This window comes from Kocuria sp. LUK (genome assembly GCF_021012935.1).
GTDB classification, from domain to species: domain Bacteria; phylum Actinomycetota; class Actinomycetes; order Actinomycetales; family Micrococcaceae; genus Kocuria; species Kocuria flava.
Genome location: NZ_JAJMZI010000007.1, coordinates 31788 through 46852, shown reverse-complemented (window position 1 = coordinate 46852; position 15065 = coordinate 31788). Strand labels below are relative to the sequence as shown.

Here is a 15065-nt window from a genome sequence, read left to right as displayed (position 1 = left end):
CCCGGAGGCAGGAACGGACGGGCCGCGCCCTCGTGGGTCCCGGAGCGGGACGCGGGTCAGCGGGTGGCCGCGCCCTGGGGGGCCGTGGCCCGGCGCGGGCCGCGGCTGCGGCGGCGCGCGGCGGCGGCCTGGGTGGCGCGGTCCGGGGCGGACTGCGTCGTGTAGGCCGGCGCGGAGGCCGTGGGGCGGGCCGTGGCCCGGGGCGCGGAGCCGGCGCGGGCGCCGCCGCGGCCCGAGGCCGCGGGACGCTGCTCGCGCCCGCCGCGGGGCTGGTCCTCGCGGGAGCGGCCCGGACCGGACTGCCCGGAGCGGCCCTGGCCGTCGCGGGACGGCCCGCCGCGGCCCTGGCCGTCACGGGTGCGGCCGGGGCCGGACCGGCCGGCACGGCCCTGACCGCCGCGGCCGCCGCGGCCGCCGGTGCCGCCGCCCTGCTGCTGGACCGGCGGGGCCGTCCAGGCGACCTTCTCGGCGCGCTCGCCCACCAGCTCGGCCACGGCCGGGGAGGTGACGGTCACGGTCTCGAACTCGGCCGTCACGCCCGCCGCCTTCATGAGCTGGGTGACCTCGCGGCGCTCCTCGCGGGTGGCCACCGTGACCACGGAGCCGGAGGCGCCGGCGCGGGCGGTGCGCCCGGAGCGGTGCAGGTAGGACTTGTGCTCGGTGGGCGGGTCGACGTGGACGACCAGCTCCACCTCGTCGACGTGCACGCCGCGGGCGGCGACGTCGGTGGCCACGAGCACCCGCACGTCCCCGGAGGAGAACTGGGCGAGGTTGCGGTCGCGGGCGTTCTGCGAGAGGTTCCCGTGCAGGTCCACCGCGGGGATCCCCGACTGCGTGAGCTTGCGGGCCATCTTCTTGGCGCGGTGCTTGGTGCGCGTGAACATCACGCGGCGGCCCGTGCCGGAGGCCAGGGCCTCGACGAGATCCTGCTTCTCGTCCGCGTCCACGACGAGCACGTGGTGCTCCATGGTGGACACGGCCGCCTGCGGGGCGTCGACGGAGTGCTTGACCGGGTTGGACAGGAACTGCTTGACCAGCTTGTCCACGCCGCCGTCGAGGGTCGCGGAGAACAGCAGCCGCTGACCGCCCTGCGGGGTGCGCTTGAGGATGCGGGTGACCACGGGCAGGAAGCCCATGTCGGCCATGTGGTCGGCCTCGTCGATGACGGTCACGCGGACGTCGTCGAGGGTGAGGACGCCCTGCTTGAGCAGGTCCTCGAGCCGGCCGGGGCAGGCGATGACGATGTCCGCGCCGCGGGCCAGGGCCTTCTCCTGGTTCTTCTGCGACACGCCGCCGAAGATCACGGTCGTGCTCAGCCCGGCGGCCTCGGCGATGGGGGCCACGGTGCGGTCGATCTGGGTCGCGAGCTCACGGGTCGGTGCGAGCACCAGGCCGGTGGGCCGGCTGGCCCGGCGGGCGGCGCGGGCGCCGTTGCCGGTCATCCCGGCGAGCCGGGAGACCAGCGGCAGCGCGAACGCCACGGTCTTGCCCGAGCCCGTCCTGCCGCGGCCGAGCACGTCGCGGCCGGCCAGCGAGTCGGGGAGGGTCTTCTCCTGGATGGGGAACGCCTGGTCGATGCCCTGCTGGGCGAGGACGGCGGAGAGGGCCTCGGGCACGCCGAGGTCGATGAAGGTAGTCAAAACGGGGGATACGTCTTTCGATCGTCGTCCCGGCGGGAAGTGTGTCGACGCCGGGTGCGCCGAAGAACTCCTGGAGCCCCTGCGAGCGGGCTGAGACCGTCTGGGACGGTGCCGCGCTGGACAAAGAAACGGGGGGTGCTCGACGCCTGCCTGCGTCCCCGTCGTCGGGGAGCAGTGCCATGTGCAATGACCCCACCCTACAGCACGGGGTGCGCAGGACGGCCGTGGTGTGGCGGAGCACACCGCAGCGGGGCGGTCAGCGCGCTCCCGAGCCGCACGGGCCCGCGCCGCCCCGGAGACGGGGCGGCGCGGGCCCGGGCTACTTGAGCAGCCGGCGGAGCAGGTCCCCCACCCCGATCGTCGTCCGCCGGTGGACCGTGCTGCGGGCGGCCCGCCGCGGGTCGCGCACCCGGCCGGTGCCGGGGCGGCCGTAGCCGGGGACGACCGCCCGCTTGATGCTGCGCTTGACCCGCCCGGTCGTGCGGGCCCGCAGCGAGCTCAGCGGGCGGGGCCTGCGGATGCCGAACCTCACCATGGGATCCTCCTGGACTCCGGGGCCATCAGGCTACAGCGCGGTGTACCCGCCGTCGACGAGGTAGTAGCCGCCGGTGAGGAAGGACGCCTCGTCGGAGAGCAGGAAGGTCACGAGCGCGGCAACCTCCTCGGACCGGCCGAGACGGCCCATCGGGTGCCGTGCGACCAGGGCCTCGCGCACGGCGGGCTCGATGCTGCTCAGCAGCGGGGTGTCGATGTAGGCGGGACCCACGGAGTTGATCCGGACCCCGCGCTGGCCGTAGTCCACGGCCGCCTGCTTCGTCAGCCCGACGACCCCGTGCTTGGCCGCGGTGTAGGCACTGTTGCCCAGCGCGGTGGCCACGGTGCCGTGGATGGAGGCCATGTTGACGACGGCCCCGCCGCCGGCCTGCTCGATCGCCGGGAGCTGGTGGCGCATGCCGTACATCACCGAGTGCAGGTCGATCTCCACGGTGCGCCGCCAGGCGTCGAGGTCCGTCTCCCCGACCGCGTCGGTCTGCCCGCCGATCCCGGCGTTGTTGACCGCCAGGTGGAGGCCGCCGTAGGTCTGCTGGGCGAACTCGACGGCCGCCCGGTTCTCCTCGGCGTTCGCGACGTCGAGGCGGAACCCGGCGGCGTCCCCGCCGGCGGCCATGATCGCCTGGACGACGTCGTCGATCCTGTTCGTGTCGATGTCGGTGACCACGACCTTGGCGCCCCGGGCCGCGAGGTCCTTGGCGCAGGCCTCGCCGATGCCGGAGGCGGCGCCGGTGACGAGGGCGACCTTACCGGTGAGATCGGTCATCGTGTGCTCCTTCCCCGGGGTCCCGCAGGTCCCCGGCGGTGATCCGCGGACGGTCCGCTGCCCCCAGTCTGGCCCGCCGCGGCCGCGTTGGGGAGAGCACGCGCCGCCGGGGCGGGTCGGCCGGACGCCCGGTCGGCGGTGGGCCGGGGTGCCGCTCGCGACCGGGCCCGGCACCCGGCCCGCTGATAGGGTGATTGACGACTCAACCATCCCCTCCTCCCCGAAAGGACCGACCATGAGCCTCTCCAACGCGATCCTCCGCGGCGTCTCCGGCGCCTACCTGCTCCAGTCCGGCTACGGCAAGAAGGACCTGCCCGTCGAGGCCGCCGAGGGCCTGAAGCAGTTCGCCGCCACCGGCGTGCCGCAGTTCCAGGAGTGGGACTCCGCGACCTTCGGCAAGTTCGTGGCCTGGTCGGAGATGGGCATCGGCGCGGCCCTGCTCACCCCGTTCGTCAACAAGCGCGTGGCCGGGCTGGCGCTGGGCGCCTTCTCCGCCGGTCTGCTGGCGATGTACTTCCGCAACCCGGAGATGACCCAGGAGGACGGCGTCCGCCCGTCCGAGGCCGGCACCGGCCTGTCCAAGGACCTCTTCCTCGCCGCGATCGCCGGCGCCCTGGTGACCTCCCGCTAGGTCCTGCCTGCGCTCCGCCGCCGGGTGCCGCCCCTCCTCCGGGAGGGGCGGCACCTCGCGTTCCGGGACGCGCGTGCGTGCGGTGCTCCGGTCCCGCGGGTGCCGCACACGGCCGGGATTCCGCTGCCCATCCCGAGTGCTGCAGCGGGCCCGGCACCCCGTGCCCGGCCCGCGCGGCTCCGGGACCGCGCCTCGGCTTCGGCGGCCGCCGGGGGCGGGACGGCACCGGTCGTGCCGCGGCCCGCTCACCCCTGCGCCGGCCCGCTTACGGTGTCCGCGGCGGCCGGGAGAATGTGCCCATGACGACGACGGCGCACCGCCGCTCCCGTCCCGCTCCGGGTCCTGACGTCCCCTCCCCCGCCGGGGGAAGGGCGCCGGAGCACGGTCCCGCCGCCCGGGCGGCCGACCTGGTGCAGGACCTCGTCGACTCCGCGGCCCGTGAGGCGCGGGAGGCCGGGCACCAGCTGCGCGTGCTGCACCGTCTCTGGGTGCTGGCGCGGACGGAGCAGCGAGCCCGCGGTGCCGCCGGCACGCGCGCGGCCGAGCGCGAGGCCGTGCTCGACGTCGCCGACGAGATCGGCCCGGCCCTGCGCCTCTCGGCCGGCGCGGCCGTGGCGCGGGTGCGCGAGGCCGTGGTGCTCGGCGGGCACCTGCCGGAGGTGCTCGACGGGCTCGAGGCGGGCCGTTTCGGCCCCCGGCACGCCGCGGTGCTGGCGGAGCAGTGGCGCGAGCTCGTCGAGGACGCCCCGGAGGCGGAACGGGCGCCCGCCGAGATCGTCCGCCGGCTCGTGGCGGAGCTCGCGGAGCGCGCCCCGGACAGCACGCCGGCGCAGCTGCGGGCGTGCGCGCGCCGGCGCCGGGCCGCACTGCTGGCGGAGACCGTGGCCGTGCGCCACCGCAGGGCGCGGGAGCAGCGGCGCGTGTGGGTCGAACCGGACGAGGACGGCATGGCGTGGCTGCACGCGCTGCTGGACGCTCCGACCGCTCTCGCGGCCGCGGACCGGCTCGACGCGCTCGTGGAGCGGCTCTCCCCGCCGGGTCCGTCAGGACGTGCCGGCGTGCCCCGGGCCGTGGTCCCGGCCGGCCCGCCGGATCCCGCCGTCGGGCGCCGCGCCACCGTCCCCGGGCGTCCGGGGAGCCGCACCGTGCCCGGATCCCGGGCCGTCGTGACGGGGCCCTGCGGACCGGGCCGCGGGCGGGCGGACGGGACGGGCGGCCGTCCCACCCAGGAGGACACCGAGTTGCCGGCGCGCACCCCGGCGCAGCTGCGGGCCGACGTCCTCGCCGACCTCCTGCTGGCCGGCGAGGTGCCGGACGACCCCTCGTTCCCGCGGGACGTGCGAGGACAGGTGACGGTGACGGTCCCGGTGCTGACCCTGCTGGAGGCCGCCCGGGGACCCGGTGGCTCCCCGACCGCCCACGCTCCCGGCGGTCGTCCGGGCGTCGGGACGTCGGGCAGGATCCCGCCTGCCCGCGCTCCCGGCAGTCCGCCGGCGGCCGGAGGACCCGGCGACCTGCCGGCAGTCCTGCGGGGACCGGTTGCTGCCGTCCTCGCGGGCCACGGCCCGATCGACGCCGACGTCGCCGCCCGGCTCGCGGCCGGCGCCCCGTCCTGGCACCGGATCCTGGTGCACCCGGTCACCGGAGTGGTCCTGGACCACGACCGCACGACCTACGCGGTCCCGGCGGACCTGCGCCGCAGGCTGGTCCATCGCGACGTGACCTGCCGCTTCCCCGGCTGCCGGCGCCGGGCCGAGCGCTGCGACCTGGACCACACGGTGGCGTGGCAGGACGGCGGGCCCACCGCCGCCGGCAACCTCGCGCACCTGTGCCGGCACCACCACCTCGTCAAGCACCGGGACGGTCCGCTGGGCCGCTGGACCGTGCGGCAGCTCGGCCCCTCTCCCGGCGGCGGCGTGCTGGAGTGGACCTCGCCTGCCGGCCGGATCCACCGCACGGTCCCCGAGGGAACCGGGTCACCGGTGGAGGCCGGGGACCCCTGTGCCCTTTCGTCCGTCCCGCCTCCGGCGCCCGAGGGGATGTACTCCGCCGTCACGTGTGCCCCGGGCACCGTGGCACGGCCCGGTTCGCGCGGCCGGGCCACCGGCGGGCGGGACCGTTCACCGACCCATCCGACCCCTGCGGCGGGTGCGGTGGGTTGGGCACCTGCGGCCAGTGCGGCGGAGGACCCGCCACCGTTCTGAGCCCGGGTCCTCGTCCTCGTCCGGGCCCTCGTCCTCGTCCGCGGCATCGCTCCCTTGGCCGGGATTCTCCGTCCCGTCCGGGGTCCCACCTTCTCGGCCGGGCACGTCCGGGTCCGGACGTCCCCGTTCGAGCTCGAGCCCGCCCGCTCTCGGCCGGGTCGTTCGGCGTCCGCCCGACCTCCCGACCTCGTCCGGGCCTCAGGCCGGGGACGCGCCCGGATCCCCGGGGAGCGTCTCGACGGCCACACGGTAGCCCATCGTGTGGGTCTCCTCCGGCTCGAGGTGCACCGCGTTCCCCTGGACGTTGGCGCCCTCGACGCACACGAAGCCGCTCCACCCGTCCGCACCGACGTCGGGCAGGCCGGCGGCCTTCTCGGCCCAGGGGTTCCACACGACCGTCGTCGCCGAGCCGCGCTTGCGGATGCGCAGCGCCCGCCCCAGCACCGGGTCCACGACCCTGACCTCGGCCGAGGACTCGTACACGCGGTCGGTCTCCGCCGCCGGCTCGAGCGGCCCCTCCTGCAGGCAGCCGTCCCGGTCCGTGACCTTGTCCCGGTAGCGTGCGCCGTCGAGGCCCTCGATCCGGATCCTCCGCACGTCGCCGACGACGAGGTACGCGTGCAGCGCCTCCTCGAAGTCGAACCCGTGCTCGTCGGTGTTGGTCACGCTCAGCTCCAGCTCCAGCTCCGGGCCGAAGCGCACCACGTACTCCGCCTCGAACCGGTGCGGGAAGAGCGCGCGCAGGGCGGGGTCGGGCACGTCCTCCTCGGTGAAGCGGTACACTGCCACGGCCTCGTGGTCGGAGGACTCGAAGCTCTGCATCTCCCACGGGAGCGTGCGCACGAAGCCGTGCTTGGGCTCGAGGTCGCCGGAGGGGCCCTCGGCGAACCACGGGAAGCAGATCGGCACGCCCCCGCGCACCGCCCGCCCGCGTTCGAGCGCCGTGCTGGGCGAGAGCCACAGCACCGGCGCGTGCCCTGTGGGGATCCAGTCGACGACCTGCGCCCCCTGGTCGTGGACCAGGCCGGTCGCGTGCCTGCAGGAGAAGCGGCGGGGTGCGGGAAGTTCGCTCATGGCCCCAGGCTAGACCGAGGGCCCGGTCCCCGCGGGGAACCGGGCCCTCGGTCCGGCACGGGGCCGGAGGGCAACGGGGTCAGCGGCCGGTGCGCTCGTAGGAGTCGATCGCCCCGGGGTGGCCCTCCATGAACGCCTCGACCTGTTTGCGGTCGGCGTGCAGCTTCGGGTCGTTGTCGAGGTAGTGCTTGGTCTCGCGGGCGATCAGCCCGGACAGGAGGAGCAGCCCGATGAGGTTCGGGATCGCCATGAGACCGTTCATCACGTCGGCGAAGTTCCACACCACGGCCAGCGGGACGGTGCAGCCCACGAACACCACGAGGGAGAACACGACCCGGTAGGGCATCACGGCCGGGCGCCCGAACAGGCGCTCCATGCAGCGCTCGCCGTAGTAGGCCCACCCGAGGATGGTCGAGTAGGCGAACATCACGAGGCCGATGGTCACGACGTAGTGCCCCCACTGCCCGGGCAGCCCGGAGCTGAAGGCGTCGCCGGTCATCGTGGCGGCGAAGTCGGCGCCCTTCTCCCAGACGCCGGTGGTGATGAGCACCAGTCCCGTGAAGCTGACCACGACGAGGGTGTCGATGAAGGTCTGCGTCATGGAGACCAGGCCCTGGCGGACGGGGTGGGTGGTCTGGGCGGCGGCGGCCGCGATGGCAGCCGAGCCCATGCCCGACTCGTTGGAGAACAGACCGCGGGCCACGCCCATCTGCACGGCCAGCATGATCGCCGACCCGGCGAAGCCGCCGACGGCGGCCGTGCCGGTGAAGGCGTCGGTGAAGATGAGGGCGATCGCGGCCGGCAGCTCCGCCACGTTGACCACGAGGATGAACAGCGCGCCGAGCACGTAGAAGATGATCATGATCGGCACGAACGCCGCCGTCACCCGGCCGATGGACTTGATGCCGCCCACGAGCACGGCGAAGGTGAACGCCGTCAGGACGATGCCGGTGATCCAGGTGGGCAGGCCGAAGGAGCTCTCCACGTTGGAGGCGATGGAGTTGCCCTGGGTCATGTTGCCGATGCCGAAGGCGGCCAGGGCCGCCGCGACGGCGAAGAAGAGCGCCAGGAACTTCCCGAAGCCGCTGCGGATGCCGCGCTCGAGGTAGTACTGCGGGCCGCCCGAGATCTCGCCCTTGGCGTCGGTGGTGCGGTAGCGCACGGCCAGGAACGCCTCGGCGTACTTGGAGGCCATGCCGAGCAGGCCGGTCACCCACATCCAGAACAGCGCGCCGGGGCCGCCGATCGAGATGGCGGTGGCCACGCCCACGATGTTGCCGGTGCCCACGGTGGCCGCGAGCGCCGTCGTGAGGGCCTGGAACTGCGAGACGTCACCGCCGGAGGCCTCGGCGTCCTTGCGCTCGAACAGGGCCAGGCGCAGGGCGGAGCCGAGCTTGCGGAACTGCAGCCCGCCGAGCCGGACGGTCAGGTACAGGCCGGTCAGCAGCAGCAGGGGGATGAGGACGTAGGGCCCCCAGATGATGCCGCCCAGCGTGCCGAGGGCGGATTCGATGGACTGGAGCATGTGGTCTCCCGGGGATGTCGGGCCGATGAGGAAGCGGACACGGGCCGGCGGGTGTGACCGCCGTCTCGGCCGGAGGCATTGAATCACAGGTTGCCGTCCCGGGCGTGCATCCGCGCGGGCCCACGCCTCCCCGGGGACGAGCGCGACGGGCACGCCGTCGTCGCCGGTGGCGCACAATGACGGCATGAGACTTGCCGTGTACACCGGGGCCTCCCTCGGCGCCGATCCCCGCTTCGCCCGGGCCGCCCACGACTTCGCCGGCGAACTGGCCCGGCAGGGCGTCGGGATCGTCTACGGCGGCGGGCACGTGGGCCTGATGGGCGTCGTCGCCGACGCCGCGCTCGCGGCCGGCGGGGAGGTGATCGGGGTGATGCCCCGCTCCCTGGTCGACGACGAGACCGCCCACACCGGCCTGACCGAGCTGCGGGTGGTGGGCAGCATGCACCAGCGCAAGGCGCAGATGGCCGAGCTCGCCGACGGCTTCGTCGCCCTGCCGGGCGGGCTGGGCACGCTCGAGGAGATCTTCGAGGCGTGGACCTGGATCCAGGTGGGCGTGCACGCGAAACCGGTCGGCTTCCTCGACGTCGCCGGCTACTGGCGGCCGCTGCTGGACGCCGTCGCCTCGATGTCGGCGGCCGGTCTGGTGCGCCCGCAGTACCGCGACGCCGCCGTCGTCGCCGAGGACGCCGGGGAGCTGCTCGCCCGCTTCGCCGCGTGGCAGCCGCCGCGGCGCCGCTGGGATCCCGCCGGGCAGCGGACCTGAGCACCCGCGGGCGCGGCTGAGGGGCCCCGCGCCCCGGGCCGCACCGGGCACGACGGCGGGCCCGCCGACGGCACCGCTCGCGCCGGTCCGCCCGCACGGGCCCCGCCGCCACGACCCCGCACACGGCACTGGTGGCGCTGCCGCTCCCGGTGCGGGCCCGCCGACGGCACCGCTCGCCCGATCCGCCCGCACGGGCCCCGCCGCCACCGCCCGCCCCTCGGTCCCGCGGGCGCTGCCGCTCCCGGCCCGGTCGGGGAGCCGACGGCGGGCCGCCTAGGATGGTGGCGATGAGCGAGCAGACCTCCCCCGCAGAGCCCCCGCAGGACCCCGGCGCGCCCGAGGCGTTCCACCGGCGCCCGTACTCGTTCGTGCGGCGCGGCGACCGCCTGACCGCCCGCCGGCAGAAGGCGTGGGACGAGTGGGCGCCCACCCGCGTCCTCGAGGTCCCGCGCACCCACGCCGACACCTCCGTGCACCCCGACCACGACTTCGACGCCGTGGCCGCCTTCGGCCGCGAGGCCCCGCTGGTCGTGGAGATCGGCTCCGGGCTCGGGGAGGCCGTCGTCGCGGCGGCCGCCGCGCACCCGGAGCAGGACTACCTGGCGGTCGAGGTGTACAAGCCCGGCATCGCCGACCTGCTGCTGAAGGCGGGCCAGGCCGGCGTCGACAACGTCCGCGTGGTCCAGGCCAACGCCCCGGAGGTGCTCGAGCACATGCTCGCCCCCGCCTCGGTGGACGAGCTGTGGGTGTTCTTCCCGGACCCCTGGCACAAGAAGCGCCACCACAAGCGCCGGCTGGTCTCCCCCGGGTTCGCCGGGCTCGCCGCCCGCGTCCTGCGTCCGGGCGGGCTGTGGCGCCTGGCCACCGACTGGCAGGAGTACGCCCTCGCGATGCGCGAGGTGCTGGACGCCGCCCCCGGGTTCGAGAACGTCCACCCCGGCCCCCTCGCCGACGACGAGCACCCCGGCACGGGCTGGGCCCCGCGCTGGGAGGGGCGCGTCCTGACGAGCTTCGAGCGCAAGGCGCAGGAGGCCGGCCGCACCCCGCGCGACCTCACCTACCGCCGGCTGCCGTGAGCACGACCCCGGGCACGCCCGGTGCGGGCGACGACCGCGCCGGCCGGTACGGCTTCGTCGCGGTGTCCCCCGGGGACCCGCTGCTCGCACCGCTGTTGGAGGGCCTGCACCGCGAGTACGCCGAGCGCTACGGACCGGCGATCGGCGCGGACGAGATGGCGGAGCACCCGGTCGCGGACTTCACGGCACCCTCCGGCGGGATCGTGCTGCTCGTGGCGGAGGGGTGCACGGTGGCGGGCGGCGCGTTCCGGCGCCACGACGACGCCACCGCCGAGCTCAAGCGCGTGTGGACGGCCCCCTCGCACCGCCGCCGGGGCCTGTCCCGGCGGGTGCTCGCCGAGCTGGAGCAGCGCGCCGCCGCCGCGGGGTACCGGCGGATCCGCCTGACCACCGGCAACCGCCAGCCGGAGGCGGAGGCCCTGTACCTCGCCGCCGGCTACGAGCGCCTGCCCGGCGTGGCGAAGGCCTACCCCGGCGGCGTCCACGACGTGGCCTTCGAGAAGCACCTGGGCTGAGCGCCGGCGGGACCATGGAGCGTCCCCGCCGGCCCGGGCCCGTTCAGCCCTCCTGGCGGAACGGGGGCCGGTAGAGCACCACGGCCTGGGAGACCTGCCGCCGCCGGGGACGGGAGCCGCGGGCCATCCGCACGACGTCGCCGCCGGCTCCCGCCGCGAAGATGCGGGAGGACTCCTCGGCGCGCTCGCGGGCCTCCTCCAGCTCGCCGCTGAGCTCCGCGATCCGCGCCTGCAGCGCCGCGACCTGGTTCTCGAGCTGGAGGATCCGGCGGATGCCCTCGAGGGAGACGCCCTGCTGGGAGAGCACCTGGATCTGCTGGAGCTTCTCGATGTCCCGCTGCGAGTAGCGCCGGGCCCGGCCCGGGGCCCGTGAGGGCTTCACCAGGCCGAGCCGGTCGTACTGGCGCAGCGTCTGCGGGTGCATCTCGGCGATCTCCGCCGCCACGGAGATCACGAACAGGGGCTGGTCGGCGTCGAGGGCCATCGTCAGAGCCTCGCCTTCTCCATCAGGGCGGCGCGCGGGTCCTGGCCGGCGGTGGCCTCGGCGTAGGCGCGCACGGCCGCCTGCGCCGGCTCGTCCAGGTCGGCCGGGACGTGCACCTCCACGGTCACGATGAGGTTGCCGGTCCCGCGGGCGGTCTCGATCCCGCGGCCCTTCACGCGGAAGCGCCGCCCCGAGGACGTGCCCGCCGGGACCTTCAGCCGCACCGTGGCCCCGTCGAGGGTCGGCACCTCGACCGTGGCACCCAGGGCGGCCTCGGGGAACGTGATCGGCACCGTGACCTCGACGTCGTCCGTGCCCTCCACCCGGGTGAAGAACGGGTGCGGGCGCACGTGCACGGTCACGTACAGGTCCCCCGCCCCCCCGGGACCCGAGTGGCCCTTGCCGGCGAGCTTGAGCTTCTGCCCGTCCCGCACCCCCTTGGGCACGCGCACCGTGGTCTCCTGGCCGTTGCCGCGGCGCAGCCGCACGGTCGTGCCCTGCACGGCCGAGCGGAACGGGATGGTGGTCTCCGTGCGGATGTCCTCGCCGCGCGCCGGCGGGGCCTGGTGGCCGCCGTAGCCGCCTGCGCCGCCGAACTGCGTGAACAGGTCCTCGAACCCGCCCCCGCCGCCGAAGCCGCCGCCGGACCCGCCCGTGGTGAACGTCGTGCGCCGGCGACCGCCGCCACCGCCGAAGATGTCGCCGAAGATGTCCTCGAAGTTCGCCGATCCGCCCGCGCCGCCGGGCCCGCCCGCCGTGAAGCGGGCACCGGAGCCCATCGCGCGGATGGCGTCGTACTGCTTGCGCTCCTCCGGGTCCGAGAGCACGGAGTGGGCCTCGGTGATGTCCTTGAACCGCTGCTCGGCGGCCGCGTCCCCCGGGTTCTGGTCCGGGTGGTACTGGCGGGCGAGCTTGCGGTAGGCCTTCTTGACGTCGGCCTCGGACGCGTCCTTGGAGACGCCGAGAATGCTGTAGAAGTCCTTGTCGATCCAGTCCTGGCTGGCCATGACGCCTCCTCTCTGCGGGGCCGGTCGGGGTCCGGGGCGGCCCGTGCGGGCAAACGGGGTGCGCCCCGGGGACGGGGTGCGCGGGGACGGCGAGGGGAGGCCCGTCGGACGGACCTCCCCTCGCCGTCCCCCGTGTCAGGCCGCGGGCGGCCTCACTCGGCGACCGCGACGGCGACCTGGGCGGGCCGCACGACGCGCTCACCGATGCGGAAGCCGGAGCGCAGCACCATCGAGATCCGGTCGGGCTCGACCTCGCTCGTGGGCTGCTGCAGCACGGCCTCGTGGACGGCGGGGTCGAACGTCTCCCCGACCGCGCCGATGCGGGACAGGCCCTGGCGCACCAGGATCTCCTCGAGCTTGTTCGCGATGGACGCGAACGGGCCCTCGGTGAGGTCCCCGGCCCCGCGGGCCGCGTCGATGTCGTCGAACACCGGCAGCAGCGCCTGGAGCAGGTCGCCGGTCACGTAGGTGCGCAGCTGCTCCTTCTCCCGCGCCGTGCGGTGCTTGAAGTTCACGAACTCGGCCTGCAGCCGGCGCAGCTCCTCGAGCCGCTCCGCGGCCAGCGCCTCCGCCTCGGACGGGCCCTGCCCGGCCCCGGGCTCCCCGGTGTCCGCCGAACCTGCGTCGGTGGACTGGGGGGTGCCCAGGATGTCGTCGACGGTCAGGCCCTCCGGGCCGGCACCGCCCTGCGGGTCGGTGCCGGCGCCGGGCTCCTGCGCCGTGCCGGGCTCGGTCCCGCCGGCGGCCGGGCGGGCCGCCTCCTGCTCGGGGACGCCCGCGTCGCCGGGCTGCTCCGCCGGGTTCCGGTCGGGATCAGGGGTGGGGTCGGCCATGCTCACTTCTTCTCGTTCTCGTCGTCGACGACCTCGGCGTCGACGATGTCCTCGTCGCCGGTGGCCGCGCCGGACTCACCGGCGGCACCCGGGGCGCCCTCGGCGCCCTCGGCACCGGCCTGGGCGTAGAGCGCCTCGCCCAGCTTCGTCTGGGACTGCTGGAGCTTCTCGTAGGCGCTCTTGACGGCGTCGTCGTCCTGGCCCTCGAGCGCCTGCTTCAGGGCGTCGACGTCGCCCTGCACCTCGGACTTGACGTCCTCGGGCAGCTTGTCGTCGTTGTCCTTGAGCAGCTTCTCGATGGAGTAGGCGCTCTGCTCGGCGTTGTTGCGCAGGTCGGCGGCCTCGCGGCGCACCCGGTCCGCCTCGGCGTTGGCCTCGGCGTCCTTGACCATGCGGTCGATGTCCTCCTTCGACAGCGACGTGCCGCCGGTGATGGTCATCGACTGCTCCTTGCCGGTGCCCTTGTCCTTGGCGGAGACGTGCACGATGCCGTTGGCGTCGATGTCGAAGGTCACCTCGATCTGCGGCATCCCGCGCGGGGCGGGGGCGATGCCGGTCAGCTCGAAGGTGCCCAGGTTCTTGTTGTCCCGGGTGAACTGGCGCTCGCCCTGGAAGACCTGGATGGACACGGACGGCTGGTTGTCCTCCGCCGTGGTGAAGGTCTCGGACCGCTTGGTCGGGATGGCCGTGTTGCGCTCGATGAGCTTGGTCATCACCCCGCCCTTGGTCTCGATGCCCAGCGACAGCGGGGTCACGTCGATCAGTAGCACGTCCTTGCGGTCGCCCTTGAGCACGCCGGCCTGGATCGCGGCGCCCACGGCCACGACCTCGTCCGGGTTCACGCCCTTGTTCGGCTCCTTGCCGGCCAGGCGCTGGACGGTCTCGGCGACGGCGGGCATGCGGGTCGAGCCGCCGACGAGGACCACGTGGTCGATGTCGGACACGGAGATCCCGGCCTCGGCGATGACGTCCTTGAACGGCTTCTCGGTGCGCTCGAGCAGGTCGCGGGTGAGCTCCTCGAACTTCGCGCGGGTGAGGCGCTCGTCCAGGTGCACGGGGCCCTCGGCGGTGACGGAGAGGTACTGCAGGGAGATGTTGGTGCTGGTCGCGGAGGACAGCTCCTTCTTGGCCTGCTCGGCGGTCTCCTTCAGGCGCTGCAGGGCGATCTTGTCCTTGGACAGGTCCGCGCCGGTCTTGGACTTCACCTGCTGCAGCAGCCAGTCGACGATCCGCTGGTCCCAGTCGTCGCCGCCGAGGCGGTTGTCGCCGGCGGTCGCGCGGACCTGGATGGTGGAGAAGTCGTCCTCGTCCTTGCCGACCTCGAGCAGGGAGACGTCGAAGGTGCCGCCACCGAGGTCGAAGACCAGGATGAGCTCGTCCTCCTTGCCCTTCTCCAGGCCGTAGGCCAGCGCCGCGGCGGTGGGCTCGTTGACGATGCGCAGCACGTTCATGCCCGCGATCTCGCCGGCCTCCTTGGTGGCCTGGCGCTCGGCGTCGTTGAAGTACGCCGGGACCGTGATCACGGCGTCGGTGACCTTGTCGCCCAGGTAGGACTCGGCGTCCGTCTTGAGCTTCATGAGGATGCGGGCGGAGATCTCCTGCGGGGTGTACTTCTTCTCGTCGATCTCCTTGGTCCAGCCGGTGCCCATGTGGCGCTTGACCGAGGCGATCGTGCGCTCCACGTTGGTCACGGCCTGGCGCTTGGCGATGTCGCCCACCAGGGTCTCGCCGTCCTTGGAGAAGGCGACGACGGACGGGGTGGTCCGGTTGCCCTCGGCGTTGGCGATGACGGTGGGCTCGCCGCCCTCGAGCACCGCCACGCAGGAGTTGGTGGTGCCGAGGTCGATTCCTACTGCACGGGACATGCGCGTGTTCTCCTTCGTGTCGAGCGGGACCGGCGGACCGCGGGGATCCCGCCGGAGGTCTCTGGTCTTGAGTTGTCCTGGCTCAAGTCTGCCACATGAGCCGTGGGTGTCAAGTGAAGTTGAGTCGCAT

The 15065-nt window shown here is 74.5% G+C and carries 14 protein-coding genes; 5 read left to right on the top strand and 9 right to left on the bottom strand.

Annotated features, from left to right (window positions below; genetic code table 11):
* Positions 1-56: 56 nt before the first annotated feature.
* The 3 genes from LQU92_RS12900 to LQU92_RS12890 all read right to left on the bottom strand — a co-directional run bounded on the left by LQU92_RS12900 (position 57) and on the right by LQU92_RS12890 (position 2958).
* Positions 57-1640: a DEAD/DEAH box helicase gene (locus LQU92_RS12900; RefSeq protein ID WP_230781194.1), complete on the bottom strand. Its 1584-nt coding sequence runs from the start codon at positions 1638-1640 to the stop codon at positions 57-59.
* 319 nt (positions 1641-1959) lie between these two features.
* Positions 1960-2175: a hypothetical protein gene (locus tag LQU92_RS12895; RefSeq protein ID WP_101851783.1), complete on the bottom strand. Its 216-nt coding sequence runs from the start codon at positions 2173-2175 to the stop codon at positions 1960-1962.
* A 30-nt stretch (positions 2176-2205) separates the two neighbouring features.
* On the bottom strand, positions 2206-2958 hold the full coding sequence (locus LQU92_RS12890) for an SDR family NAD(P)-dependent oxidoreductase (RefSeq protein WP_230781193.1): 753 nt from the start codon (positions 2956-2958) through the stop codon (positions 2206-2208).
* 235 nt (positions 2959-3193) lie between these two features.
* Between LQU92_RS12890 and LQU92_RS12885 the strand changes: the two genes are divergently transcribed.
* Both LQU92_RS12885 and LQU92_RS12880 read left to right on the top strand, forming a co-directional pair.
* Positions 3194-3589, top strand: coding sequence for a hypothetical protein (locus LQU92_RS12885; RefSeq protein WP_058859573.1), 396 nt, complete (start codon positions 3194-3196; stop codon positions 3587-3589).
* Between the two features lie 299 nt (positions 3590-3888).
* Positions 3889-5793, top strand: coding sequence for an HNH endonuclease signature motif containing protein (locus LQU92_RS12880; RefSeq protein ID WP_230781192.1), 1905 nt, complete (start codon positions 3889-3891; stop codon positions 5791-5793).
* Between the two features lie 198 nt (positions 5794-5991).
* Here the strand turns inward: LQU92_RS12880 and LQU92_RS12875 are convergent, their stop codons facing one another.
* Entirely contained in the window at positions 5992-6867 is an 876-nt protein-coding gene (locus tag LQU92_RS12875) for a D-hexose-6-phosphate mutarotase (protein ID WP_101851780.1), read from the bottom strand.
* Positions 6868-6946: 79 nt separating this feature from the next.
* The gene (locus LQU92_RS12870) at positions 6947-8392 is read right to left on the bottom strand and encodes a sodium:alanine symporter family protein (protein WP_230781191.1); all 1446 of its coding nucleotides are present in this window, start codon (positions 8390-8392) and stop codon (positions 6947-6949) included.
* 184 nt (positions 8393-8576) lie between these two features.
* Between LQU92_RS12870 and LQU92_RS12865 the strand changes: the two genes are divergently transcribed.
* From LQU92_RS12865 to LQU92_RS12855, 3 genes are all read left to right on the top strand, one after another.
* Positions 8577-9155 carry a TIGR00730 family Rossman fold protein gene (locus LQU92_RS12865; protein WP_230781190.1) on the top strand — a complete coding sequence of 193 codons (579 nt, stop codon included), beginning with the start codon at positions 8577-8579 and terminating at the stop codon, positions 9153-9155.
* Positions 9156-9442: 287 nt separating this feature from the next.
* Positions 9443-10231, top strand: a complete 789-nt coding sequence (gene trmB / locus LQU92_RS12860) for a tRNA (guanosine(46)-N7)-methyltransferase TrmB (RefSeq protein WP_230781189.1) — start codon at positions 9443-9445, stop codon at positions 10229-10231.
* Positions 10228-10746: a GNAT family N-acetyltransferase gene (locus LQU92_RS12855; protein ID WP_230781188.1), complete on the top strand. Its 519-nt coding sequence runs from the start codon at positions 10228-10230 to the stop codon at positions 10744-10746. The genes trmB and LQU92_RS12855 overlap by 4 nt, the downstream gene beginning before the upstream one ends.
* Before the next feature lie 43 nt (positions 10747-10789).
* Here LQU92_RS12855 and LQU92_RS12850 read toward each other — a convergent pair whose 3' ends face one another.
* The 4 genes from LQU92_RS12850 to dnaK form a co-directional block, all read right to left on the bottom strand.
* Complete coding sequence (locus tag LQU92_RS12850) at positions 10790-11230, bottom strand: heat shock protein transcriptional repressor HspR (protein ID WP_101851776.1); 441 nt, start codon at positions 11228-11230, stop codon at positions 10790-10792.
* 2 nt (positions 11231-11232) lie between these two features.
* Entirely contained in the window at positions 11233-12237 is a 1005-nt protein-coding gene (locus LQU92_RS12845) for a DnaJ C-terminal domain-containing protein (RefSeq protein WP_230781185.1), read from the bottom strand.
* Between the two features lie 152 nt (positions 12238-12389).
* Positions 12390-13076 carry a nucleotide exchange factor GrpE gene (locus LQU92_RS12840; RefSeq protein ID WP_230781183.1) on the bottom strand — a complete coding sequence of 229 codons (687 nt, stop codon included), beginning with the start codon at positions 13074-13076 and terminating at the stop codon, positions 12390-12392.
* Positions 13073-14935 carry a molecular chaperone DnaK gene (gene dnaK, locus LQU92_RS12835; RefSeq protein ID WP_230781181.1) on the bottom strand — a complete coding sequence of 621 codons (1863 nt, stop codon included), beginning with the start codon at positions 14933-14935 and terminating at the stop codon, positions 13073-13075. The genes LQU92_RS12840 and dnaK overlap by 4 nt, the downstream gene beginning before the upstream one ends.
* Between the last annotated feature and the right edge of the window lie 130 nt (positions 14936-15065).